This window comes from Paramagnetospirillum magneticum AMB-1 (assembly GCF_000009985.1).
GTDB classification, from domain to species: Bacteria; Pseudomonadota; Alphaproteobacteria; order Rhodospirillales; family Magnetospirillaceae; genus Phaeospirillum; species Phaeospirillum magneticum.
Genome location: NC_007626.1, coordinates 252048 through 276928, shown reverse-complemented (window position 1 = coordinate 276928; position 24881 = coordinate 252048). Strand labels below are relative to the sequence as shown.

General features: G+C 66.8%; 23 protein-coding genes and 1 riboswitch. Of the genes, 11 read left to right on the top strand and 12 right to left on the bottom strand.

The window, feature by feature from the left end:
• Positions 1-132: 132 nt before the first annotated feature.
• Positions 133-891 (bottom strand): 16S rRNA (uracil(1498)-N(3))-methyltransferase, encoded by a 759-nt coding sequence (locus tag AMB_RS01240; RefSeq protein WP_011382691.1) that lies wholly within the window; start codon positions 889-891, stop codon positions 133-135.
• Positions 892-992: 101 nt separating this feature from the next.
• Between AMB_RS01240 and def the strand changes: the two genes are divergently transcribed.
• Genes def through truA form a run of 3 tightly spaced genes read left to right on the top strand, consistent with a single transcriptional unit; the run spans position 993 to position 3189 of the window.
• Entirely contained in the window at positions 993-1505 is a 513-nt protein-coding gene (def, locus tag AMB_RS01235) for a peptide deformylase (RefSeq protein WP_043745773.1), read from the top strand.
• Entirely contained in the window at positions 1502-2419 is a 918-nt protein-coding gene (gene fmt, locus AMB_RS01230; RefSeq protein ID WP_011382689.1) for a methionyl-tRNA formyltransferase, read from the top strand. Before def ends, fmt begins: the two co-directional genes overlap by 4 nt.
• The gene (truA, locus tag AMB_RS01225; protein WP_011382688.1) at positions 2419-3189 is read left to right on the top strand and encodes a tRNA pseudouridine(38-40) synthase TruA; all 771 of its coding nucleotides are present in this window, start codon (positions 2419-2421) and stop codon (positions 3187-3189) included. Before fmt ends, truA begins: the two co-directional genes overlap by 1 nt.
• Here the strand turns inward: truA and AMB_RS01220 are convergent.
• Complete coding sequence (locus AMB_RS01220) at positions 3146-4603, bottom strand: hypothetical protein (RefSeq protein ID WP_231848941.1); 1458 nt, start codon at positions 4601-4603, stop codon at positions 3146-3148. The two genes, truA and AMB_RS01220, sit on opposite strands and share 44 nt — an antisense overlap.
• 91 nt (positions 4604-4694) lie before the next feature.
• Positions 4695-8159 carry a pyruvate carboxylase gene (locus tag AMB_RS01215; RefSeq protein ID WP_011382686.1) on the bottom strand — a complete coding sequence of 1155 codons (3465 nt, stop codon included), beginning with the start codon at positions 8157-8159 and terminating at the stop codon, positions 4695-4697.
• Positions 8160-8306: 147 nt separating this feature from the next.
• Between AMB_RS01215 and AMB_RS01210 the strand changes: the two genes are divergently transcribed.
• Together AMB_RS01210 and AMB_RS01205 are read left to right on the top strand one after the other, a co-directional pair.
• Positions 8307-9083 carry an FCD domain-containing protein gene (locus tag AMB_RS01210; protein WP_011382685.1) on the top strand — a complete coding sequence of 259 codons (777 nt, stop codon included), beginning with the start codon at positions 8307-8309 and terminating at the stop codon, positions 9081-9083.
• A gap of 17 nt (positions 9084-9100) precedes the next feature.
• Entirely contained in the window at positions 9101-9529 is a 429-nt protein-coding gene (locus AMB_RS01205) for a nucleoside deaminase (RefSeq protein WP_043745765.1), read from the top strand.
• Between the two features lie 3 nt (positions 9530-9532).
• Here the strand turns inward: AMB_RS01205 and AMB_RS01200 are convergent, their stop codons facing one another.
• The 3 genes from AMB_RS01200 to AMB_RS01190 all read right to left on the bottom strand — a co-directional run bounded on the left by AMB_RS01200 (position 9533) and on the right by AMB_RS01190 (position 12209).
• Positions 9533-10003, bottom strand: a complete 471-nt coding sequence (locus AMB_RS01200; protein WP_011382683.1) for a TNT domain-containing protein — start codon at positions 10001-10003, stop codon at positions 9533-9535.
• Positions 10004-10109: 106 nt separating this feature from the next.
• Positions 10110-10586, bottom strand: a complete 477-nt coding sequence (locus tag AMB_RS01195) for a TNT domain-containing protein (protein ID WP_011382682.1) — start codon at positions 10584-10586, stop codon at positions 10110-10112.
• Between the two features lie 108 nt (positions 10587-10694).
• Positions 10695-12209: a UbiD family decarboxylase gene (locus AMB_RS01190; RefSeq protein ID WP_011382681.1), complete on the bottom strand. Its 1515-nt coding sequence runs from the start codon at positions 12207-12209 to the stop codon at positions 10695-10697.
• A 192-nt stretch (positions 12210-12401) separates the two neighbouring features.
• Between AMB_RS01190 and AMB_RS01185 the strand changes: the two genes are divergently transcribed.
• Both AMB_RS01185 and AMB_RS01180 read left to right on the top strand, forming a co-directional pair.
• The gene (locus AMB_RS01185; RefSeq protein WP_011382680.1) at positions 12402-14177 is read left to right on the top strand and encodes an HD family phosphohydrolase; all 1776 of its coding nucleotides are present in this window, start codon (positions 12402-12404) and stop codon (positions 14175-14177) included.
• A gap of 3 nt (positions 14178-14180) precedes the next feature.
• Positions 14181-14702, top strand: coding sequence for a dihydrofolate reductase family protein (locus AMB_RS01180; protein WP_011382679.1), 522 nt, complete (start codon positions 14181-14183; stop codon positions 14700-14702).
• Here the strand turns inward: AMB_RS01180 and AMB_RS01175 are convergent.
• From AMB_RS01175 to AMB_RS01165, 3 genes are read right to left on the bottom strand one after another with little or no spacing between them, the layout of a single operon-like run.
• Complete coding sequence (locus tag AMB_RS01175) at positions 14687-15994, bottom strand: TAXI family TRAP transporter solute-binding subunit (protein WP_011382678.1); 1308 nt, start codon at positions 15992-15994, stop codon at positions 14687-14689. The two genes, AMB_RS01180 and AMB_RS01175, sit on opposite strands and share 16 nt — an antisense overlap.
• Positions 15995-16017: 23 nt before the next feature.
• A complete protein-coding gene (locus tag AMB_RS01170) occupies positions 16018-17601 on the bottom strand; it encodes a copper resistance D family protein (RefSeq protein WP_011382677.1) in 1584 nt (527 codons plus the stop codon).
• 11 nt (positions 17602-17612) lie between these two features.
• Entirely contained in the window at positions 17613-17972 is a 360-nt protein-coding gene (locus AMB_RS01165) for a copper resistance CopC family protein (protein WP_011382676.1), read from the bottom strand.
• A gap of 155 nt (positions 17973-18127) precedes the next feature.
• Here AMB_RS01165 and AMB_RS01160 point away from each other — a divergent pair, with 155 nt between their 5' ends.
• Positions 18128-19111 carry a glycosyltransferase family 2 protein gene (locus AMB_RS01160; RefSeq protein ID WP_043743090.1) on the top strand — a complete coding sequence of 328 codons (984 nt, stop codon included), beginning with the start codon at positions 18128-18130 and terminating at the stop codon, positions 19109-19111.
• Here the strand turns inward: AMB_RS01160 and AMB_RS01155 are convergent.
• From AMB_RS01155 to AMB_RS01145, 3 genes are read right to left on the bottom strand one after another with little or no spacing between them, the layout of a single operon-like run.
• Positions 19098-19484, bottom strand: coding sequence for a hypothetical protein (locus tag AMB_RS01155; protein WP_011382674.1), 387 nt, complete (start codon positions 19482-19484; stop codon positions 19098-19100). The two genes, AMB_RS01160 and AMB_RS01155, sit on opposite strands and share 14 nt — an antisense overlap.
• A gap of 13 nt (positions 19485-19497) precedes the next feature.
• On the bottom strand, positions 19498-19905 hold the full coding sequence (locus AMB_RS01150; protein WP_011382673.1) for a bacteriohemerythrin: 408 nt from the start codon (positions 19903-19905) through the stop codon (positions 19498-19500).
• A gap of 48 nt (positions 19906-19953) precedes the next feature.
• Entirely contained in the window at positions 19954-20721 is a 768-nt protein-coding gene (locus AMB_RS01145) for a DODA-type extradiol aromatic ring-opening family dioxygenase (RefSeq protein ID WP_011382672.1), read from the bottom strand.
• A gap of 110 nt (positions 20722-20831) precedes the next feature.
• Between AMB_RS01145 and AMB_RS01140 the strand changes: the two genes are divergently transcribed.
• The 3 genes from AMB_RS01140 (at position 20832) to thiC (ending at position 24842) form a co-directional block, all read left to right on the top strand.
• Positions 20832-21761: a LysR family transcriptional regulator gene (locus AMB_RS01140; RefSeq protein WP_011382671.1), complete on the top strand. Its 930-nt coding sequence runs from the start codon at positions 20832-20834 to the stop codon at positions 21759-21761.
• A 226-nt stretch (positions 21762-21987) separates the two neighbouring features.
• A complete protein-coding gene (locus AMB_RS01130; RefSeq protein ID WP_011382669.1) occupies positions 21988-22785 on the top strand; it encodes an SPOR domain-containing protein in 798 nt (265 codons plus the stop codon).
• A gap of 48 nt (positions 22786-22833) precedes the next feature.
• Positions 22834-22946: riboswitch (TPP riboswitch) on the top strand.
• A gap of 54 nt (positions 22947-23000) precedes the next feature.
• On the top strand, positions 23001-24842 hold the full coding sequence (gene thiC / locus AMB_RS01125; protein WP_043743084.1) for a phosphomethylpyrimidine synthase ThiC: 1842 nt from the start codon (positions 23001-23003) through the stop codon (positions 24840-24842).
• Positions 24843-24881 lie beyond the last annotated feature (39 nt).

Below are 24881 nucleotides of genomic sequence, written 5' to 3'. Positions count from 1 at the left end.
ACACAGAGTTAACATACCCAGTTTCCCATTATTTGACGCCGCCCTCCCTGACCAGATTCAGGCAAACTACTTTTGTGTTATTTTATATACACAAAATATCTGACGCCCCGCTTCAACGCGGACAGACGAAGGCTAGGTCCGGGGCGGGGACTGCCAGTCGCCGTTCAGCGCCTGCACCACCGCCAGGGCGGCGATGGCTGCCGTCTCGGCCCTGAGGATGCGCGGCCCCAGCCCCACGGCCCGGGCGAAGGGCCTGGAGGCGATCAGACGGCGCTCCTCGCCGTCGAAACCGCCTTCGGGACCGACCAGCAGGGCCAGTTTCTGGCCGGACAGGCCGTTCAGCACCTCGGCCAGGGGCACGCCGCCCCCGCCCTCGTCCAGAAACAGCAGCACCCTTTCGGCGGGCCAGCCGGCCAGCACCTTGTCCAGGGCGGCGGGCTCGGCCAGATCGGGGACGGTCAGACGCTCGCATTGCTCGGCCGCTTCGACCAGATGGGCATGCAGGCGGTCGGCGTTGACCCGCCCGGCATTGGTGCGCCGGGTGAACACCGGCCAAAGGCGCGAGACGCCCAGTTCCGCCGCCTTTTCCACCACCAGATCGGTGCGGTCCTTCTTCAGCGGCGCGGCCAGCAGCCAGAGATCGGGCTCGGGCGCCTGGGGACGGGTCTGGGATTCAGGGACCAGGGCGGCGCCGGCCTTGGCCAGGGCGGCGATGCGGGCCAGCCATTCGCCGTCGCGGCCGTTGAACAGCAGCACAAGCTCGCCCACCGCCGCCCGCATCACCGAGGCGAGGTAATGGGTCTGGTCGCGGGTCAGCGCCACGGCCATTCCGGCCGAAAGGGGGGCTTCGACGAACAGGCGGAAACGGGGGCGGGAATCGGTGTCGGTCATGACTTCCTTTTACGCCGCATGCTCTTCCTGGGGAAGCGTGCTTGACCTCGCCCCCGACCCGGCCTATGTCGGACGGGAGAGATTTCATCGAAAGTTCCATCATGGCCGTGCTGCCCATCCTCACCGCGCCCGATCCGGTGCTGAAATCCAAGTCCAAGCCCGTCGCCACCGTGGACGACCGCATCCGCACCCTGCTGGCCGACATGCTGGACACCATGTACCACGCGCCGGGCATCGGGCTGGCCGCGCCCCAGATCGGCGTGCTGGAGCGCGTCATCGTCATGGATATCGGCCGCAAGGAAGAGGATCGCGCCCCCATCCGCATGGTCAATCCCGAGATCGTCTGGGCGTCCGACGAGGACAACACCTATGAGGAGGGGTGCCTGTCGGTGCCCGAGCACTATTCCAACGTGGTGCGTCCGGCTTCGGTCAAGGTCCGCTATCTCGACGAGACCGGCGCCAAGCAGGAAATCCTCGCCGACGGATTGCTGGCCACGGTGGTGCAGCACGAGATGGACCACCTGGACGGCATCTTGTTCATCGACCACCTGTCCTCGCTGAAGCGCAACATGATCCTGCGCAAGCTGCTCAAGGCCCGGAAGGAATCGGAATGAAGCTGGTGTTCATGGGGACGCCGGACTTCTCGGTCCCCATCCTCGACTCGCTGATCGAGGCCGGGCATCAGGTGATCTGCGTCTACTCCCAACCGCCCCGCCCCGCCGGGCGCGGCCACAAGGAACAGCTGACCCCGGTTCACGCCTTCGCCCACGAGCGGGGCATTCCGGTCCGCACGCCCAAAAGCCTGAAGCCGGCGGAGGCCCAGGCCGAGTTCGCCGCCCTGGAGGCCGATGTGGCGGTGGTCGCGGCCTATGGCCTGATCCTGCCCCAGGCGGTGCTGGACGCGCCGCGCCTGGGCTGCCTCAACGTCCACGCCTCGCTGCTGCCGCGCTGGCGGGGTGCCGCCCCCATCCAGCGGGCCATCCTGGCCGGCGACGCCGAGACAGGCATCACCATCATGCAGATGGATGCCGGACTGGACACCGGCGCCATGCTGTCACGGGAAAGCATCCTGCTGGCCCCGGACACCACGGCGCCCTGGCTGCACGACATGCTGGCCGCCATGGGGGCGCGCATGATCGTCGAGACCCTGGCCAGACTGGAGGATGACGAGCCCCCGGCCGCCACGCCCCAGCCGGCGGAGGGCGTGACCTACGCCCACAAGCTGGCCAAGGAGGAGGGGCTGCTGGACTGGCGCCGGAATGCGGTGGAACTGGACCGCAAGGTCCGCGCCCTGAACCCCTGGCCCGGCGTGTGGTTCGAGATGGCGGGCGAGCGCATCAAGGTCCTCGAGGCGGCGGTGACACCCGGTTCAGGCGCCCCCGGCACGGTTCTCGACGACCAGCTCACCATCGCCTGCGGCAAGTTCGCCCTGCGTCCGCTCAAGGTGCAGCGGGCCGGCAAGGCCCCCATGACCGCCTCGGAGATGCTGCGCGGCCACGCCATCCCCAAGGGCACGGTGCTGGGCTAATGCCCCGCTACCGCCTGCTCGTCGAATACGACGGCACCCCCTTCAATGGCTGGCAGCGCCAGGACAAGGGTCTGTCGGTCCAGGGCATACTGGAAAAGGCCGTCGAGAAGCTGTGCGGCGTGCCTTGCACCCTGCATGCGGCCGGGCGCACCGATGCCGGGGTGCACGCCACCGGCCAGGTGGCCCATGTGGACCTGCCCCGGGACTACCCCGCCGACACGGTGCGCGACGCCCTCAACTACCACATGAAGCCCAAGCCGGTGGCGGTGGTGGCCGCGGAGCTGGTGGACGAGGACTTCCACGCCCGTTTTTCGGCGGTGGGACGGGCCTATCTCTACCGCATCGTCAACCGGCGGGCACCCCTGGCACTGGACCAGCACCGGGCCTGGTGGGTGCCGGTGGCGCTGGATGCCGAGGCCATGGCCGAGGGGGCGAGGCGCCTGCTGGGCCACCACGACTTCAGCACCTTCCGCGCCTCGGAATGCCAGGCGAAAAGCCCCATGAAGACCCTGGACGTGCTGGACGTGACCCGGGTCGGCGAGGAAATCCGCATCGTGGCCGAGGCCCGCTCGTTCCTGCACCATCAGGTGCGCAACATGGTAGGCACCCTAAAGCTGGTGGGCGAGGGCAAGTGGAGCCCCGACGACATGGCCAAGGTGCTGGAGGCCCGCGACCGCACCAAGGGCGGACCGACCGCCCCCGCCGCCGGGCTGGTGCTGACCGGGGTCAGCTACTCCGCTTCGGGCGGTAAAAGCGGCCCGACAGGCTGACCCGGTCCAATTCATATTCCTGAAGCAGCACCGGGAAAACCTCGTCCTGGAAATCCATCCAGCGCGGCGGCGGCACCAGGGCGCCCGGATTGTCGTCTTCCATATGCTTGGGCGGATCGATCAGCTCCACCACGGCGATCTCGTGCCGCCGCAGCATGCCGGTCAGGGTGTCGGCGGGCAGGCGCCCCTTGACCATGGCCTGCAGCATGTTGATGGGATCATAGAAAGCCGGCTTGCCGGCCCTGAGGCACAGCAGATGCGACTGGCACAGGGCCGTCCCCCTGATGCTCTTCAGATATGCCACGTCGTCGTGAAACAGGGTCTCGCGGGCGGAAAGCTCGCCCAGCATCTCCACCCCGAACCGTCCGAGCGCCGCCGGGGCATAGGCCAGCACACCCGCATTGATGATCAGCGCCATCACCGGCCGCGCCATGGGCTGGGGCGTCAGATGCACCACCAGCCCCGCCCCGATGGCCAGACCGATATAGACGTCGAAGAAGACGTTGACGTCGGTTCCCGCGCCTCCGGAAAACACCGCGCCCAGGGCCAGTCCACAGGCCACATAGGCAAGGACCAGCCCGGCGGGACGGGTCCGCCGCAACGCCAGAAGACCCAGTCCGACCAGGGCCATTGGCGCCTGAAACTGGCCGAGGATTTCAGTGGTGAACAGAAACGCCCGGGTGATGTCCCAGGTGCGCGACGCCAGAAGCTGGTTGAAGAACACCGGGCCGGTCAGCAGCCAGAGCAGCAGGCCGCTGGCGGCGGCTATCCCCGCACCGGTCATAAAATAGGCCAGCCGGGCGCGCACCGGCCCGCGGACGAGAATGTCGGCGCCCACCAGCAGAGGCAGGCAGATCAGGTTGTGCTTGACCAGCACTCCGGCCGAGAACAGCAGGGCGGCCAGCGCGGCGCGGCGGGCATCGGCCTCGCCCTTCAGATAGACGGCCAGGCCGCTCAGCACGAAGGCATGAGCCAGCATCTGGGGGTTGTTCTTGCCCACGTGATCGGTGAGCAGGCAGCCGAAAAACAGGGCGCAGGTGATGGCGGCGAACCACCCGTCCAGCCGCGACGCCCCCGCCGAGCGGACGATGGAGCGCACCGCCAGGCAAACCACCAGCGTCGCCGAAAGCGAGACCATCCGGCCGGCCAGATTGGCATCGCCCACCAGCTTGGACAGGACCCCCACCAGATAAAACGACAGAGGGGGATAGTTGTTGAAGAAATAGGGCGAGCCGGTGTCATACAGCGGCAATCCACCGATGGCGCGCAATTGCAGGAAGGCGTTCCAGCCCTCGGTATTGTCGATCTCGAAGTCCCAGAAAATCCGTGCCAGCGGATAGGCCAGCAGGACCAGCGCCAAGCCGGCCAGGGCGAGCACCGTCAGCCGATAGGACCTCCCGGCGTCCCCGTCCATATCGTTCCCCCGCAAACCGCTCCTCCGCTCCCGACGGATTCGCCCTCGGGAGCGGAAGTGCCACATCCTTTGCGGCAAGGCAAGAAGGAACCTATCCCGCCATGATCACCAGCAGATCCTTGGCCTCCACCTGGACCCCGGGGGTGACGGCGACCGAAGCCACGGTGCCGGCCCGATCGGCGCGCACCGCGGTTTCCATCTTCATGGCCTCGATGGAGACCAGAAGGTCGCCCTTGTCCACCGCTTGGCCCGCATGGACGGCAACGGACACCACCAGGCCGGGCATGGGAGCGCCCACATGGTCGGCATTGCCCGCTTCGGCCTTGGGCCGCGCCGCCCTGGCCGGCGCCACCTTGCGGTCGAAAACGCGCACGGTGCGCGGCTGGCCGTTCAGTTCGAAGAACACCTTGCGCGAGCCATCTTCCTCGGCTTCCGCCGTGGCGAGATAGCGCACGATCAGGCTCTTGCCCTTTTCCAGGTCGATGGCGATCTCCTGGCCGGGCTGCATGCCCCAGAAAAACACGTCGGTGGGCAGGGCGGAGACATCGCCATATTGCCGCTGGTGGGCGGCGAAATCGGCGAACACCTTGGGATACATCAGGTAGGAGGCCAATTCGGCATCGCTCAGCTTGCGCCCGGCCTTCTTCTCGGCCTCGGCGCGCACCGCGTCGAGATCAGCGGGCGGCAGCACCGCACCGGGCCTCACCGTGATGGGCTTGGCGACGCCCAGCACCTTCTTCTGCAAGGCGGCGGGGAAGCCGCCGGTGGGCTGGCCCAGGTCGCCCTTGAAGAACGACACCACCGATTCGGGGAAGGCGATCTCCTTGTCGGGGTCCAGCACGTCCGCCGGGGTCAGGTTGCTGGTCACCATCATCAGGGCCATGTCGCCCACCACCTTGCTGGTGGGGGTGACCTTGACCACGTCGCCGAACATGGCGTTGACGTCGGCATAGGCCTTGGCCACCCAGTCCCAATGCTGCTCGACGCCCAGCGAGCGGGCCTGGGCGCGCAGATTGGTGTACTGCCCGCCCGGCATCTCGTGCAGATAGACCTCGGCGGTGCCCGACCGGATGTCGGCCTCGAAGGGGGCGTAGAGGGACCGCACCCCCTCCCAGTAGCGCGACAGGCCGTTTAGCGCCCCCTGGTCGAGGCCGGGATCGCGCTCGTGGCCGGCCAGCGCCGCGCAGATGGAGCCCAGCGGCGGCTGACTGGTCAGCCCGCTCATGGCGTCCATGGCGGCGTCCACCGCGTCCACCCCGGCCTCCACCGCCGCCAGCACCGAAGCCGCCGACAGGCCGGAGGTATCGTGGGTGTGGAAGTGGATGGGCAGGCCGGTCTCCTGCTTCAGCGCGCTGACCAAGGCCGAGATGGCGCGCGGCCGCGCCAGCCCCGCCATGTCCTTGATGCCCAGGATGTGGGCGCCGCCCTTCTCCAGTTCCTTGGCCAGACCGACATAGTATTTGAGGTCGTATTTGGGCCGGGCGCTGTCGAAGATGTCGCCGGTGTAGCAGATGGCCGCCTCGCAGAGCTTGCCCGACTCCCGCACCGCGTCCATGGCCACGTGCATGTTGCCGACCCAGTTGAGCGAGTCGAAGACCCGGAACACGTCGACGCCGTTCTCGGCCGCCTGGGCCACGAACTGCCGGACCACGTTGTCGGGATAATTGGTGTAGCCCACCGCATTGGCCGAACGCAGCAGCATCTGCAGCAGCAGGTTGGGCATGGCGCTTCGGAAGGCCCGCAGGCGCTCCCACGGGTCTTCGCGCAGAAACCGCATGGCCACGTCGAAGGTGGCCCCGCCCCAGCATTCCACCGAGAACAGGCCGGGCAGCAGCCGGGCATAGGCCGGAGCCGCCGCCAGCATGTCATGGCTGCGCATGCGGGTGGCGAACAGCGACTGGTGGGCGTCGCGCATGGTAGTGTCGGTGATCAGCACCCGCTTTTGCTCCAGCATCCACTTGGCCAGCCCCTCGGCTCCCAGGCGGTCCAGCAATTGCCGGGTGCCGGCCGGCGGCTCACTCGCGGGGAAGGCCGGCAGATCGGGCCGGTGAGTCGCGGCAGGGCGCTTCAGGCCGGCCACGTCCGGGTTGCCGTTGACCATGACGTCGCCGACGAAGGACAGCACCTTGGTGGCGCGGTCGCGGCGATCCTGGCGGGCGAACAGCTCGGGCGTCTCGTCGATGAAGCGGGTGGTGTAGGCGCAGCCCACGAATTTGGGATGCTCGATCACCGCTTCCAGGAAGGTCAGGTTGGTGGCGACACCGCGGATGCGGAACTCGCGCAGCGCCCGGTCCATGCGGGCGATGGCCTCTTCCGGCGTCGGCGCCCAGGCGGTGACCTTCTCCAGCAGGGAATCATAGTAGCGGGTGATCAGCGCGCCGGAAAAGGCGGTGCCGCCGTCAAGGCGGATGCCGAAGCCGTTGGCGCCGCGATAGGCGCTGATCCGGCCGTAATCGGGAATGAAGTTGTTGGCCGGGTCCTCGGTAGTGATCCGGCACTGGATGGCGTGGCCGTTCAAGGGAATTTCGGCCTGCTTGGGCACGTCCGAGCCCGGCGCCCCGATGGGCGCGCCGCCGGCGATGCGGATCTGCGCCTTGACGATGTCGATGCCGGTGACCACCTCGGTCACCGTGTGCTCCACCTGGACGCGGGGATTGACCTCGATGAAGTAAAAAGCGCCCGTCTCCATGTCCATCAGGAACTCGACGGTGCCGGCATTCTCGTAAGCGGCGGCGCGGGCCAGACGCACGGCGGTCTCGCACAGCTCGGAGCGCTGGCGGCCGTCGAGATAGGGGGCGGGCGCCCGCTCCACCACCTTCTGGTTCCGGCGTTGGACCGAGCAGTCGCGCTCGTAGAGATGGACCAGATTGCCCTGGGAATCACCCAGGATCTGCACCTCCACGTGGCGCGCCCGGCGCACCAGCTTTTCCAGATAGACCTCGTCATTGCCAAAGGCGGCCTTGGCTTCGCGCCGCGCCACCGCCAGCAATTCCTCCAGCTCGGTCTCGGCCTCGATCACCCGCATGCCGCGCCCGCCGCCGCCCCAGCTGGCCTTGAGCATCAGGGGATAGCCCACCGCCGCCGCCTGGCGCTTGCACTCGACCAGATCGGCGGGCAGCGGCCCGGTGGCCGGCATCACCGGCACCCCGGCCTTTTCCGCCAGGGCACGCGCCGCCACCTTGTTGCCCAGCAGGCGCATGACGTCGGAACTGGGACCGACGAAGGCCATGCCAGCCGCCCTCACCGCGTCGGCGAAGTCGGGATTCTCCGACAGGAAGCCGTAGCCGGGATGCACCGCGTCGCATCCGGCCTCCTTGCCCACCCGGATCATCTCGTCGATGGAGAGGTAGGCCTCGATGGGTCCCTTGCCCTTGCCGATCAGATAGCTTTCGTCCGCCTTGAAGCGATGCAGCGCGAAGCGGTCCTCGGTGGAATACACCGCCACCGTGGCCAGCCCCAGCTCGGTGGCGGCGCGGCAGATGCGGATGGCGATCTCGCCGCGATTGGCGACCAGCAGCTTGGCGAAAGGAGGCTTGCCCGAGGCGGAGGGGATCATGGTTCATCCTTTTTATCGACGACGTGTCGCTGGATAAAACTTTTTACCACTGTTGTAAACACTGTCGATCAGGCTACCATGGCTCACTGCCGTCTTTACACGACCCGGAAGGGTGGCTAGACAGGGCGGGTAGATCGAGGGCGAGACATGACCGAACCGATTCGGCCCGCCAAGCTGGCGGACACCATCGCGGATCACCTGGAACAGCTGATCCTGGAGGGCAGCCTGAAGCCGGGCGAGCGCCTGCTGGCCGAGCGCGAGTTGGCCCTGCGTTTCGACGTGTCCCGGCCCAGCTTGCGCGAGGCGCTGGAAAAGCTGGAAAAGCGCGGCCTGCTGAAGTCGGGGCGCGGCGGCGCCACCTTCGTCGCGCCATTGCTGGGCGAGGGCTTTACCGAGCCCCTGTACTCGGCCCTGGCGTCGCGGCCGGAGACCACCTTCGACTATCTGGAGTTCCGCCGTTTCGTCGAGGGCTCGGCCGCCTATTTCGCGGCACTGCGCGGCACCGACGTGGACCGCGACCTGATCCGCGAATGTTTCGAGAAGATGGAGATCGCCCACCAGAAGGACGATTCCAGCGACGAAGCGGAGACCGATGCCGATTTCCATCTGGCGGTTTACGAGGCGTCCCACAATCTGGTGATGCTGCACATCATGCGTTCGCTGTCGGACATGCTGCGCAAGGACGTGTTCTACAACCGCGCCAAGCTCTATCAGCGCCAGGGCGTGCGCGAACTGCTGCTGGAGCAGCACCGTGCCGTCTATCAGACGGTGATGGCCGGCGACCCCGACGCCGCCAAGGCCGCCGCCGAGGCCCATATCGACTTCACCCGCGACGCCCTGATGGAGATCGCCAAGGCCGATGCCCGGCTGGAAATCAGCTTGCGCCGCATGGCCCGCTCCGATCTGGTGGCGGCCAAGCGCTAGTGTCCGGCCCCGGCTTCATGACCCTGGCCCTGGCCGAGGCCGAAGCCGCCAGCGCCCGCGGCGAGGTGCCGGTGGGCGCGGTGATCGTCAAGGACGGCCAGGTGATCGCCCAGGCGGGCAACCGCGTCGAGGAACTGGGCGATTCCACGGCGCACGCCGAAATGCTGGCGCTGCGTGCCGCCACGCTTTTCCTGGGCGACAAGCGGCTCGAGGATTGCGACCTCTACGTCACCCTGGAGCCCTGCCCCATGTGCGCGGCGGCCATTTCCCTGGCCCGCATCCGCCGGCTGTATTTCGGCGCCTACGACCCCAAGAGCGGCGGCGTCGAGCACGGGGCCAAGGTCTTCGACCATGCCACCTGCCACCACCGCCCCGAGGTCTATGGCGGGCTGGAGGAACGTCGGAGCGCCAGTCTGCTCAGCCGCTTTTTCGCCGAACGCCGCTGAGCCCTACTTGCCGCAGGCCAGCCGGTCGGCCTTGACCGCCTCGATCACCCCGTCGGCCAGAAGCTGCGCCACGCTGGCATCGGTCTGGAACTGGGTGGCGCCACCCTTCTGGTCGAACCACGGCGCCGCCTTGGCGGTCCAGGCCAACAGCGGCCGCGTCACCCGATAGGTGTAGTAGGGCGCGGTGGCGCAGACATAGGGCAGCGCCCGGGCGGCAAAAGCCGTGCCCCTGGGGCTGAAGTAATTGCCGCCCTCGCAGCCGAAACGGTCGAGGATCATGCCGGGCGCCAGCACCACCGGCGTGATGGCCCCGGCCGCCCCGTCATTGGGCGGCCAGCGCAGATTACCATTGCCGTCCTTCCATTGCGCGGCGATGTCGGAGCGGATTTCCGGTGCGGTGCAATCGGCCCGGGCGGGGGCGATTGCGGCCAGAACCAGCACGAAGGCGGCGGCAAGAAGCGTCGGGACGCGCATGTCATTCTCTCCCCTGTTGGTGGGGAGAGAATGACTCAATCGTCGATGTGTGTCACGCAATCACAACCAATTCACATTGTATTCGAAAAGAGTTTCTCTTAAAGAGTCAGGCGCAGGACGGGCGGGCGGACTCGATCGGTTCGAGGGTACCGTCCGCCAGCAACTCTCTGGCGCTGACCGTGGTACGATATTGGACGGCGCCACCCCGCAGCCCAAACCATCCCTGAGCCTCGGCCGACTTGACCGGAAACGGCCGGAGCACCCGGTAGCTGCTATAAGACTCCCGGCTGCAGTCATAGGGCAAGGCCCTGGCGGCGAACGGCGTCCCCTGCGGGCTGAAGCGATTGCCGTCGTCGCAGCCGAACCGGTCGATCACCGTGCCCGGGAGCAGCAGAATCGTGACATTGAGGCCTCCGCTCCAATCCTCGTTGGGCCAGCGCGGCTTGCCGGCGGCATCCTTCCAACGGTCCGCCAGATCCGGACGGATGGTCTCCCCCGAGCAGCCAGCCATGGCCGGCGCGACGGACATCAACATGGTAAAGGCCGCCAGCACGGCGGCTGCCAGCACGATGCGCAGGCGCATTGATCAGTCTCCCCCAACAGGCCCGATCCCTGGGGGAGGATTATACCTTAGCGCTCAATCACTACCACGCCCGTATATGTATGAAAGGTGGAGTAGTCCCCAATATGCCTATCGCCAGATGGGCTTTCCCGATCCCGGCAATCCGTATTCGGCCCAGCGCTGGCTGACCCGGTCGACCACGTCACCGCTCATCTTGATCTTCTCGCCCCATTCCCGGTGGGTTTCCGGCGGCCATTTATTGGTGGCGTCCAGACCCAGCTTGCCGCCCAGGCCGCTTTCCGGGCTGGCGAAGTCGAGATAGTCGATGGGGGTACCCTCCACCACCGTGATGTCGCGGGCCGGGTCCATGCGGGTCGAGATGGCCCACATGACGTCCTTCCAATTGCGCGCGTCGATGTCGTCGTCCACCACGATGACGAATTTGGTGTACATGAACTGCTTGAGAAAGCTCCAGATGCCGAACATCACCCGCTTGGCGTGACCGGGATAGGCCTTCTTGATGGAAACCACGGCGATCCGGTAGGAACAACCCTCGGGCGGCAGCCAGAAATCGACGATTTCGGGAAATTGCTGCGCCAGCAGCGGAATGAACACCTCGTTCAGCGCTTCGCCCAGCACGGAGGGCTCGTCCGGCGGCCGTCCGGTGAAGGTGGAGAGGTAGATGGGATCTCGGCGCATGGTGATGGCCGAGATGCGGAAGACCGGGAACTCCTCCACCGAGTTGTAATAGCCGGTATGGTCACCGTAGGGGCCTTCCGGCCCGTGCTCGTCCAGCATGACGTGGCCCTCCAGCACGATCTCGGCCTCGGCCGGGACCTTGAGCGGCACCGTCTTGCAATCCACCAGTTCCAGCTTCTTGCCGCGCAGCAGGCCGGCAAACTGGTATTCGGACAGGGTCTCGGGCACCGGCGTCACGGCGGCGATGATGGTGCCGGGATCGGCACCGATCACCACGGCAGCCGGCATGGGCTGGCGCTTCTCCTGGCCCCAGCGCTGGAAATGCTGGGCGCCGCCCCGGTGCTTCAGCCAGCGCATCAGGGTGGTGTTCTTCCCCGTCACCTGCATGCGGTAGATGCCGAGGTTGAAATTATCGCGCTTGTCGCCGTCGGGATTCGGCCCCTGGGTCACCACCAGCGGCCAGGTGATCAGCGGCGCCGGCTCGCCCGGCCAGCAGCCCTGGATGGGAAGCTGGGACAGATCCACCTGATCGCCGGTCAGAACCACCTGCTGGCAGGGCGCCGAGCCCACCGTCTTGGGCCGCATGGCCATCACGGTCTTGGCCAGGGGCAGCATCTCCAGGGCTTCGCGCCAGCCGCCCGGCGGTTCCGGCTGCTTCAGGAAGGCCAGGGTCTCGCCCACTTCGCGCAGCTGATGCGGTTCGCGGTCCATACCCCAGGCGACCCGCTCCACCGTCCCGAACAGGTTGACCAGCACCGGCATGGAATATTTCGAGCCATCGTCGCGCACCACATTCTCGAACAGCACCGCCGGGCCACCCTCGGCCAGCAGGCGGGTCTGAATCTCGGTCATTTCCAGATGGGGCGATACCGGCGCGCTCACCCGCTTCAGCCGTCCGGCCTTTTCCAGGCGGGCGATGAAGTCGCGCAGGGATTCGTAGGGCATAGGGGCTCTCCTGTGGTCCGGCCCCCAGGGGAGTACGATCCCGCCTTGTCGTCAAGACCGAGATGCCCCAGATAATCATCCGACACAAATGTGATAATATGTAGTGCTTTCACCCGACTTCACGCCCGGGTCGTTTCGGCGTAGGCTTGGGTAGGGTTACCGCTTGATTATCCCTAAGGGGGATGGCTGCCTATGGCTTCGGTACATAAAAAAGAAGAACGCTACCGGACACTGATCGAGCTGGGCATCGCCCTGTCGGCCGAGCGCAATCACAACCGGCTGATGGAGAAGATCCTCTCGGGCGCCAAGAGCATGTGCAACGCCGACGGCGGCACGCTCTACCTGATGACCGAGGCCAAGGACGGCCTCCGCTTCGAGATCATGCTCAACGACACGCTGAACATCGCCATGGGCGGCACCACGGGTAAGCCGATCCCGTTCCCGCCACTGCGCCTATATAACGACCAGGGCCAGCCCAACCACAAGAACGTGTCCAGCTCGTGCGCGCTGACCGGCCAGACGGTCAATATCGCCGACGCCTATGACGTGGACAAATACGATTTCAGCGGCACCAAGGCCTTCGACACCAAGACCGGCTACCGCTCCAAATCCTTCCTCACCGTGCCGCTAAAGAACTACGAGGGCGAGGTGATCGGCGTCCTGCAGCTGATCAACGCCCGCGACGGTCGCAACCGCATCGTGGAGTTCGGCCCCGACATCACCCCGCTGATCGAGGCTCTGGCCTCCCAGGCGGCGGTGGCGCTGGACAACCAGCGCCTGATCGAGGCCCAGAAGAACCTGTTCAAGAGCTTCATTCAGGTGATCGCCGGCTCCATCGACGCCAAGAGCCCCTATACCGGCGGGCACTGCCACCGGGTGCCGGCCATCACCTTCATGCTGGCCCAGGCGGCGTGCGATCAGACCGAAGGCCCCTTCGCCGACTTCTCCCTGACCGAAGACGAGTGGTACGAGCTGGAGGTGGCGGGCGGCCTGCACGATTGCGGCAAGGTCACCACGCCGGAATACATCGTCGACAAGGCCACCAAGCTGGAGACCATCTACAACCGCATTCACGAAGTGCGTATGCGCTTCGAGGTGGCCAAGCGCGACGCGGTGATCACCTACCTTGAAGGCCTGGTGGCCGGCGAGGAGAAGTCCGAGACCCTGAAGGCCCGCATGGACGCGGAACTGGCCGCCCTAGACGACGACTTCGCCTTCGTGGCCGAAAGCAACGTGGGCGGCGAGTTCATGGCGCCCGACAAGGTCGAGCGGCTGAAAGCCATCGCCGAGCGCACCTGGGTGCGGACGCTGGACGACACCATGGGGCTGTCCCTGGACGAAATGCGCCGGCGCACCGGCGACGAGCCCAAGCCACCGGTCACCGAGAAGATGCTGGCCGACAAGGACTGGCACGTCATCCCCCACGAGATCAACGTGGACACGGCGCGCTACGACGCCGAGGGCTTCAAGATGAAGCCGCTGGAGAACCGCTACAATCTGGGCGAGCTGTACAATCTGGCCATCGGGCGCGGCACGCTGACCGCAGAGGACCGGTTCAAGATCAACGACCACATCGTCCAGACTATCTTCATGCTGAAGGCCCTGCCCTTCCCCAAGAATCTGGCCCGCGTCGCCGAGTGGGCCGGCGGCCACCACGAGAAGATGGACGGCACCGGCTATCCCAAGGGCTTGAAGCGCGAAGAGATGTCGCTGCCCGCTCGCATGATGGCGGTGGCCGACATCTTCGAGGCGCTGACCGCCGCCGACCGCCCCTACAAGAAGCCCAAGACCCTGTCGGAATCCCTCAAGATCATGTCGTTCATGGTCAAGGACCAGCACATCGACAAGGAATTGTGGGAGTTGTTCCTGACCTCGGGCGTCTGGAAGGACTACGCGGAAAAGTACCTGCGGCCCGAGCAGGTGGATTCCGTGGACGTCTCGGCCTACCTGCCCAAGGCGGCCGAATAGGGAATGGCCGCCGGCTTCCGCGCCTATATCGCCGCCAGCCTGGACGGCTACATCGCCGATTCGGACGGGTCCATCGCCTGGCTGAAGCCGTTCGACGCCATCGATTACGGCTTCGACGAGTTCATGGAACACATCGGCACGGTGGTGATGGGCCGCACCACCTACGAGCACCTGCACGCCATGGGGCACTGGCCCCACGGCGACAAGCGCTGCATCGTGGTGACCTCGCGCTCCATGGAGACCGCCCCCGATAATGTGGAGCCCTGGCTGGGCGATCTCGCCCAACTGGTCGCCGAGTTGAAGGCCTCGCCGGACGGCGACATCTGGGTGGCGGGCGGCGCCAAGGCCCTGCGCGCCTTTCTCGACCTGGGCGCCATCGGTCATTTCGACCTGTTCATCATGCCGGTGCTGCTGGGCAAGGGCCGCCCGCTGTTCCTGCCCAGCGACCGCGGCGACCGTATGACCCTGCTGGGGGCCAAGACCTATATCAACGGCGTGGTGCGGCTCAGCTACGTGGTTGGGTGAGCAATCATCCGCCGGGATGCGGCCACCGCGTCGCGAGCGGCGTCGTAGGCCAGTCGGAAGCCTTCCAGGCCGCGTGGCGAAATGGCCCCGTCAGCCAGGCCCGACAGCACGCCATCCAGAACGGCCTCGATCTCCATCTCGACGGCGTCCAATTCCTGGCCATCGCGGGCGGCCCGCGCCCGCTCGCGCAGCGCCGCCAGGGTATGGGCGCGACTACCGGCGTGGACGGGGGCGCGGCGAAACACCATGCCGTAGAGGGCGACCGCGCCCGACCCCAGGATACCGGCGGCGTAGAGCCCAATGAAGACCACGTCGGCGTAGCGGTCGAACAGCGTCTTGATCTCGCCGCTCACATATTGCTGGGCGCCGGGATGGATGGCGATCAGGGCCGCCTTCTCGGTGGACGGCGGCTCGATGCGGGTGGCGAAGGTCTGTTCCACCGCCAGTTGGCGCCCGTTCTCGAACAGGGCGCGCATCACCTCCACCACGTGTTGCTCGGGCAGCTTGGCGCGAGCCACCAGCAGCCGCTGCACCGCCACCGTGTCCAGATCCTCGTCGGGAATGCGCGGCGAGCCCGACAGCAATCCCGCCTCGATGGTTTCGGCGTAAAGGCCGGGAATCTTGCGCTCCAGCGCCTTGGCGTCGGTGATGGCCTGGACGGAAAAGCCCTTGAAGTCCCGTTCCATGGCCGCGAAATCCTCCGGCCCTGACAGCCGTGACAGCGGCATGAGCAGGATGGCGGCATCGATCCCGCCCCCCGGCCCCAGGCGTGGGGCCAGGGGCGTTCCGGGCGGCACGACAGTGACCGAGGCGGGGCGGCCATCGTGGCGGTACTGCTCCATCAGGCGGCGGAACAGGGCTTCGTTGCGGCCGTCGCGGTCCATCACCAGGGTATGCCGCTTCGCCAGATCGCCCAGCGACCTGACCTTGCTCTTGGACGGAGTGATCAGCAGCAGGACCTGCTCTTCCAGAACGGCCACGGACCGGGCCATGGGCGGAATCCGGCGGTCGTCGCTGCGCACCAGGGCGAGGTCGGCATCGCTCTGGGACAGCCGGGCCATGGCCTGCTGCCCGCTCTCGGCAATCATCAGTTCCAGGCGGATGGAGGCGCGATTCTGGGCCAGCACATCGGCCAGCTTGCGGGCGAAGCGGTATTCGGGCGATGGATCGGGGGACACCGCCAGGGTGATCACAGTGGGCTTGATGTACCAATAGCCCGCCACGCCGGCCGCCGCCGCCGACAGCGCCACGGTCGCCAGAGTCAGGAGCAGGATAGTGATGCGGTTGCGCATGGTCCCTGCTCCTCCCCCGGCTGCTACGGCAATTCCCGGTAGAACATCAGCAGCACGCCCACCATGGAGAAGCAGAGGGGCCACAGCAACCCCGCAACTTGCTTGGCGCGCCCGTCGCCCCGGATCTCCAGCCAGCGCAGCCAGCCCGACAGGACGCCGAACAGGCCCATGGGAATATGGCTGAATTCGATCAGAAAGCGCTCCTTGACGTCGGTGAGGGTGTGGTTGTGCACCAGCAGCAGCCCGGCGCCCACCGCGCACAGGATGGGGAAGATCAGCGCGGCGCGCTCGCTCTTCAGGCGTCCGGTGCGGACCGCCCATTCGAACAGGCCGAAGGGGAACAGCAGCAATCCCACCACCCGGTGCTGGAACACCTCGGGGTCGGCCAGGGTCTCGAAGAAGCCCCTGGGGCCGATGGGCCAGCTTTCCGGGTCCGAGCGGATGATGATGGCGCCGCCGATTACCAGGAACAGCAGCGGCCAGTGCCGCGCCGCCTTCACTCCCATGCGGTTGGCCATGGCGCCCAGGCCCATGGCGAAGACGAAGATGCCGGCCCAGTTGTGGTTGAACTCGGACCACATCTTGTCGGCCGTGTCGCTGGCGGCGGTCTTCTCGCCCAGGGTCAGGTGCTCCGACGGCGGGCTGACCACGCGGGGCGGACGCACCGGCGCCATGCGCTCGACGATCTCGCCCACCGAGGCCTGGTACTGGAGCTGGTCCACCGCCGGCGGCTGCGAGGCCATGGAGGCGGCGATCATCAGCACGGTGATGCCGATGCCGATCTCCACCTCGGCGAAGCGGCGCAGACGGAACTGTCCCTTGTCCTCGGCCTCGGACCGGGTGGACTTGCGGTTCAGCGCCGCCAGCAGCAGCAGCACCGACAGCAGGATGATCTTGGCCCCGGTCATGATGCCGTAGGCGGTGCCGATCAGGGCGCCGGGCGTGGAGATGTAGCCCCAAGCCAGCATGCCGGCTCCCAGCAGCAGCAGCCCCACCGCCCCGGTGAACAGATGCGAGAAGCGCATGCCCACCATCAGGCGGTCCTTGGACCCGGTCACCTTGGAAAGGGCCAGCAGCATGAAGGGAATGCCGCCGATCCACAGCGACGCGCCGGCCTGATGCAGGGCGTCGGCCAGGATGTAGTAATTGCGCTCTTCCACCCGGGCGAAGGCGTGGCTGGACATCACCGAAGCGCCCAGCACCACTACCGCCAGCAGGGCCAGGGACGACACTTGGGCGGGATTGGCCCCCATGCGCGCCGTCACCGCCAGGGCGAAGGCGGCAACGGCCATGATCAGGGTCCACTGGACGAAATCGGCGCCCATGGCGTCGGCGGGCTGAATCTCCAGCCCGGCCACCAATTGAGCGAGGCTGGCAAAGATGGACAGGCCCGCCACCACGACCAGGGCGAAGCCGGCCTTGGCGGTCCAGTCCATGCCGGTCCGCTCCAGGGCGGCGGCCCGGCCGCCCAGCTTCAGCGCCATGGGCCGGGTGAAGCCCAGCAGGAACAGCACGCCGCCCAGGATCACCGACTGGGCGGTCAGTTGGAGACCGCGCAGGATCACGGCGAAAAAGGCGAGGATGTCGGGAGGCAGAGTGGTCAGCATGGCGACGTCCCCTAAGGTGCGATGGTCAGAAAGGGAACCTGGCCCCGGCTGACATGGCCGTCCACCGACAGCACGTCCCAGAAAAGGATATAGCGCCCGGGCGCCAGTCCCTCGACGCGGGCGACCAGTTCGGCCTCGTTTTCGCCTTGCTGCGGCGGCAGGGTCTTGGATCCCGCCGGCCCCTTGAGCGCCAGGCGCGACCGCCGGGCGTCGATGCGGCTGTTGTAGCGCAGATGGAACTCCACCTTGGCACCCACCACCTCGGCCTCGGCCGGCGGCGAGGATTCCACCAGGACGGCATGGGCGCGCGCTTCGGAAGCGGCCATAAGCCCCAAAGCCACCATCAGGGGCAACAGCACGGACTTGATCATGGGACAAGGCCTCGGAACGGTCGATATATGGTGCGGACCCTGCCATGGACCAGCGTTCCGGGCAAGTCTGCAGAGATAAAAATGCCCGCAAAGCTGCGTTGCCCCAAAGTGCAGGTAGTGCCATGCTTGGAAATCGATCAATCGGGACAGTCCCCATGACAGCGGCCGTCAATCAGAATTCTGCTCCCACCCTGTCGGTGGTCATCCCCTGCTACAACGAAGGGGAAAATGTTCCTTTGCTGTTCGCCCGGCTGCTGCCGGCGCTGGAGGGGCTGGGCGTCTCATTCGAAGTCATCTGCATCAATGACGGATCCAGGGACGACACCCTCGACCGGCTGCTGGACCTGCAAAAGGGCGAGTCGCGCCTCAGAGTCATCGATCTGTCGCGCAATTTCGGCAAGGAGAAGGCATTGTCGGCCGGGCTGTTCCACAGCCGGGGCCAAGCGGTGGTGCCCATGGATGCCGACCTGCAGCATCCGCCCGAGGCCATCGCCCACATGCTGGCCAAGTGGCGGGACGGCTACGAGGTGGTGTTCGCCCGGCGCGACGCCCGCACCGGCCAGGGCCTGTCGGAAAAGATCTTCGCCAAGGGCTTCTACTGGGTGTTCGACCACCTGTCCGACGTCCGCCTGCCACGCGAGGTGGGCGACTTCCGCCTGATGGACCGCAAGGTGGTCGATACCATCAACCAGATGCCCGAGCGCTCGCGCTTCATGAAGGGCATCTTCGCCTGGGTGGGCTATCGCCAAGCGGAGATCATCTATCACCAGGGCGAACGGGCGGCGGGAACCACCAAGTTCAATTCGCTGAAGCTGCTGGGCTTCGCCTTCGACGGCCTGACCTCGTTCTCCAACTTCCCGCTGCGCGTCTGGGGCTGGGTGGGGGCCATGGTCTCGTCCCTGGCCTTCCTCTACATCGTCTTCCGCCTGATCCGCACCATGATCTGGGGCATCGACGTGCCGGGCTATGAATCCACCCTGATGTCGGTGCTGTTCCTGGGCGGCATCCAGCTGCTGACCCTGGGCATCATCGGCGACTATCTCGGCCGGGTGTTCGACGAGGTCAAGGGTCGCCCGCTGTTCATCGTCCGCCAGCTTTACGAGCCGGCGGGCAAGGACGACGGTACTACCAGTCCCTGAACACCAGCTTGCGGGCATCCGTCAGGCAGACGCGGCGCATGACGCCCGGCTGGTCCGGGCTTAAGGGGCAGACGGCGAAGTCGCCATAGGCCGCCCTGGAACACGGAATCTCCGAGGCCATGGCCCGATCCAGGGACGGGGGCAGGATATGGTCTCCCGCCGGATGGGAATTGGCGGCCACCACACCGAGAACCCGCTTGGTTCCGACCACCCAGATCCGGGCGGTGGGGACACCCCCGCAGGTAGTCAGCCGGCCATGAACGGTGAAGCACTCCCCCACCCGCATCGGGCTGTCGGCACAGGCCGTCTCTCCGGCGCCGGCTGGTGCCAGGGGCAGTGACAGAACCATCACGGCGAGAATGGGCCGGATCATGGATGCCGAAGGCTCACGCCAGCGGATGGTTCTCGGCATAGGGCCGATAGCGCAGATCCTTGCCGATGATGTGGCGCATCAGCCACTTGGACAGGAAGTCCAGGGTCTCCGACGCGGTCACCGAGGCCGGGTCGGCCAGGTGGCGGCTGCGCATGTCCAGCACCTCCTTGACCATGGAGCGATGCACCTCTTGGTGCTCGGCCAGGTCGGGATAGGCGCAGGCGGCCAGCAGCTTCTCTTCCTCGGAGAAGTGATAGCGGGTGTAGTCGAGCAGGTCGGCCAGCACGCTGTCCACGGCCGAGGCGGCGTCGCCGCTCATGGCGTCGAACACCTGGTTGATCAGCTCGACGAGTTTCTTGTGGTGCTCGTCCATGCGCGGAATGCCGACACTGAGATTCTCGGTCCACTGCAGATAGGCCATGCCCGGTCCCCTGTTTAACTTCGGTCAAGCCTAGCATGGATCGGGGCGTCACCGGAACCCGTAGGCATCCATGGCCAGGACGCCGGAATCCACGTCGTGGTGCAGGCGCACCGCCTCGCCGTGAGCCGAGGCGCCGAGGGCGACGAACAACGGCAGCAGATGCTCCTCGGTGGGATGGTTGCGCAATGCGTGGGGGGCGCGGACGCGGTAATCCAGCAAGGCCGCCACATCGCCCCGCTCGGCCGTCGCGGCCAGCCAGTCGGTGAACTCGACGACGGCGGGTTCGACCGCCTCGGTGGTCTTGCGGCGGAAGTAGTCCTCGAGATTATGGGTGGCGGCGCCCGAGCCGATCACCAGCACACCCTCGGCCACCAGGGGCGCCAGCCGCCGACCCAGGAAATAATGGTGCGACGCCCCGGCTTCGGGCTGCACCGACATGGGCACCACCGGCACGTCGGCCTCGGGCCACATCAGGCTCATCACCGACCAGATGGAATGGTCGATGCCGGCGCCGGGATCGCGGCGGCAGGCGGCGCCCAGCCGGTCGGCGGCCCGCGCCGCCACCTCGGGCGCCCCGGGCGGGGCATAGGCCAGCTGGTACAATTCGGGCGGGAAGCCGTAGATGTCGTTGATCTTGTCCGGCCAGGCGGCGAAGCCCAGCACCGGCTCGGCGGTCTGCCAGTGGGCCGAAACGGCGATCACCGCCGGCGGGCGGGGCAAGCGCCGGCCCAGTTCCTTCAGGAACCGGCGGGTGGGCGTGTCCTCCAGCACCATCATGGGTGACCCGTGGGACAGGAACAAGGTGGTGACGTCCATGATCTCTTCTCCGATGGGGGATCTCTCCTCCAATGGAGACCAGATTACCCTTGCCACGGAGCCACAACAATTCATGATGATCTAAACAGATTGTTGCCTGGGAGACACCGATGACGCCCCGCTTCGACACCATCATCGCTTTTGTGCGGGTGGCCGAGACCGGCAGCTTTTCCGAAGCGGCCCGCCGCCTCGGCCTGTCCAAGTCCATGATCAGCCGCCAGGTCTCTGCACTGGAGGCCGATCTGGGGGTGCGGCTGCTGCACCGGACCACCCGGTCCCTGTCGCCCACCGAGGCCGGGCGGGCCTATCTCGAGCGTTGCCAGCGCATTCTGGCCGATCTGGACGAAGCCAACCTGCTGGTCAGCCACCTGCAGGCGGTGCCGCGCGGCCGCCTTCGGGTCAGCGCACCGCTGTCCTTCGGCATCGGCCATCTGTCGGCCTGCCTGCCGGGCTTTCTCGAACGCTATCCCGAGATCGAACTGGAGATGGGCTTCACCGACCGGCACGTGGATCTGGTGGAAGAGGGCTGGGATCTGGCGGTGCGCATCGGGCGGCTGGCGGATTCGTCGTTGATCGTCCGTCGCCTCGCGCCGGTACGGCGGATGGCGGCGGCCTCGCCCGCCTATCTGGAGCGCCGGGGTACGCCCCGCCGTCCCGAAGAGCTGTCCGCCCACGATTGCCTGACCCATGGCGGCCGGGTCCAATCGGAATGGCGCTTCACCGGCGACGACGGCAAGCCCGTCCAGGTGGAGGTCAGGGGACGGTTCCACGCCGATAACGGCGACGTGCTGCGGGACATGGCGCTGGCGGGCCTGGGGGTGGTGCTGCTGCCCAGCTTCTTCCTGGGCGACGACATCCGCGCCGGCCGTCTGGTGCCGTTGCTGGAGGCCTATGTGCCGCTGGATTCATCGCTCAACGCGGTCTATCCCCACGGCCGCCACCTGTCGCCCAAGGTCCGGGCCTTCGTGGACCATCTGGCGACGAGCTTCGGCCCGGAACCCTATTGGGACCGGGGCCTGGCGGAATCGGCGGCCGGCTGAGGGACGACGGGGAGCATGAAGGGAATGACCCGCGCCCCCTCGCTTGCGTTCGGGTGCTTTTGCGCCAGCACGGTCAGCGGAGGAAACGGAGCCTTGATCCCGTCCAGAACTTCCAACAACGTCGCCCAGTCGGTAAGGTCTAAAGGCATTGCAGCACCCTGAAAACGATTCGAAGGCCGCAGACGGCCTTCCATCTCAGACTACACTCTTCAACGGATGGCCCTCTGTGAATCCTTGCACACAAGCTCGGCTTATTCTCGTCCTGGCGTCATTTCTCGCCCTGGCCCCGCTGGGCGGATGCGCCGACGCGCCGCCGCCCATGCAGACCATCCGCGACCACTATTTCTACGGCGGTCTGGCGGCGTTCCACGAGGACATGCACGCCGAAGCCGCCCGCCAATGGCAGCGCGCCGCCGAACTGGGCGACGGCGAGGCGGCCCGCAACCTGGGCCATCTTTATCGCCAGGGTCTGGGCGTGGAGGCCGACGGCCACATGGCCGCCGCCTGGTATCAGGTGGCCGCCGATGCCGGAGTGGTCAGCGCCGAGTACAATCTGGGCATGCTCTACCTGCGGGGTGGCCCCGGCCTGCCGGGGGATCAGGCCGAAGGGATGAGGCGGCTGGGCAAGGCGGCAGAGGCCGGCTACCTCCCCGCCAAGGCGGAGCTTGAGCGTCTGGCCGCCGAGGCCCGGCCCGCCGCCGCTGCCGTTGCCGCCGCCCCGGCGCCGGCCGAAGCGATGGCTGCCGCCCCTCTCCCGCCGCCGCCGCCCGCCGCGGAACCGGCCGTGGTCCGCATGCAGATCGGCTCGTACCGCACCAAGGCCGCCGCCGAGCAGGATTGGAAACGGCTGCGCCTCAAGGGGCTATCGCCCGAGATCGTCGCCAACCGGGTCGAAGGACAGGGCCGCTGGTACCGGCTGGTGGCGGTCGGCCCGGCCGAGGCGGTGGAGGCCTTCTGCGGCTCGGCCCAGGCCAAGGGCATGTCATGCTGGTCCCGAAGCAAGGGGAACCCCGCCGCAAAGTAAGGTCTTGCAAAGCTTGACTTTCGCGCCCGGAAAAGACCACTCTTTGCCATCTTTCCGAAGGGGAGCCCCGTTCAAGGGGCTGAGAGGCCGGTCACAGGCGCCGGCGACCCTTGGAACCTGATCCGGGTCATTCCGGCGAAGGGATCGGAACCCATCGGTGCTTCCGCCTCCACTCGTCCGGACCCTGCCCGCCGCCCAAGCGAGGAAGCACGCCCATGTCCGAGACCACCCTGAAGATCACCACCGGCCCCCTGCCGGGATCGCGCAAGATTTATGTCGAGGGCTCGCGCCCCGATGTGCGGGTGGCCATGCGCGAGATCGACCTTACGCCCGGCTCGGGCGAGGCGCCGGTGCGGGTCTATGACTGCTCCGGCCCCTATACCGACCCCTCCATGCAGGTCGACATCACCAAGGGCGTGCCGCGCCTGCGCGAGCAGTGGATTCTGGAACGCGGCGATGTCGAGCATTACGAGGGCCGGGCCCACAAGCCCGAGGATGACGGCCTGAAGCCGGGCGAGACCATCGGCGTGCCGGTGTTCGACCGCGCCGGCGCCGGCCTGCGTCCGCTGCGCGCCAAGCCGGGCAAGGCGCCGACTCAGTTGGCCTATGCCCGCGCCGGCATCATCACGCCGGAGATGGAATACGTGGCCATCCGCGAGAACATGAAGCGGGCCGAGATGAAGGCCGCCGTGGTGCGTGATGGCGAGGATTTCGGCGCCGACATCCCCGACGAGGTGACTCCGGAATTCGTCCGCGCCGAGATCGCGCGCGGCCGCGCCGTGCTGCCGGCCAACGTCAATCACCCGGAAGCCGAGCCCATGATCATCGGGCGCAACTTCCTCACCAAGATCAACGCCAATATCGGCAATTCCGCCGTGGCCTCCTCGGTGGACGAGGAAGTGGAGAAGATGGTGTGGGCGACCCGCTGGGGCGCCGACACCGTCATGGACCTGTCCACCGGACGCCACATCCACGCCACCCGCGAATGGATCATCCGCAACAGCCCCGTTCCCATCGGCACCGTGCCGATCTACCAGGCGCTGGAGAAGGTGGACGGCAAGGCCGAGGACCTGACCTGGGAAATCTTCCGCGACACCCTGATCGAGCAGGCCGAGCAGGGCGTGGACTATTTCACCATCCATGCCGGCGTTCTGCTGCGCTACATCCCGCTGACCGCCAAGCGCACCACCGGCATCGTGTCGCGCGGCGGCTCGATCATGGCCAAGTGGTGCCTGGCGCACCACAAGGAGAACTTCCTCTACACCCACTTCGAAGAGATCTGCGAACTGCTGAAGGCCTATGACGTGGGCTTCTCGCTGGGCGATGGCCTGCGTCCCGGCTCCATCGCCGACGCCAACGACGCCGCCCAGTTCGGCGAGCTGGAGACCCTGGGCGAGCTGACCCACAAGGCCTGGGCCCATGACTGCCAAGTGATCATCGAAGGTCCCGGCCATGTGCCCATGCACAAGATCAAGAAGAACGTGGAAAAGCAGATCGAGCTGTGCGGCGAGGCGCCGTTCTACACCCTCGGGCCGCTGGTCACCGACATCGCGCCGGGCTACGATCACATCACCAGCGCCATCGGCGCCGCCATGATCGGCTGGTTCGGCACCGCCATGCTCTGCTACGTGACCCCCAAGGAGCATCTGGGCCTGCCCGACAAGCAGGACGTGCGCGAAGGCGTGGTCACCTACAAGCTGGCCGCCCATGCCGCCGATCTGGCCAAGGGCCATCCCGGCGCCCAGGTCCGCGACAACGCCCTGTCCCGCGCCCGCTTCGAGTTCCGCTGGAAGGACCAGTTCAACCTGTCGCTGGACCCGGAGAAGGCCCTGGCCTTCCACGACCAGCACCTGCCGGCCGAGGGCGCCAAGCTGGCCCATTTCTGCTCCATGTGCGGGCCGAAATTCTGCTCCATGAAGATCAGCCAGGAGGTCCGCGACTTCGCGGCCGCCGAGCAGGGCATGGCCGAGATGAGCGAGAAGTTCGTCAATGACGGCGCCGAGATCTACCACACCGAACCCGCCCAGGCGCAGCAAGCAAAGCCTGCGGCCGAATAGCCCCGGGGGGCGGGGCGGCTACTGGCGCCGCCCCGCCAT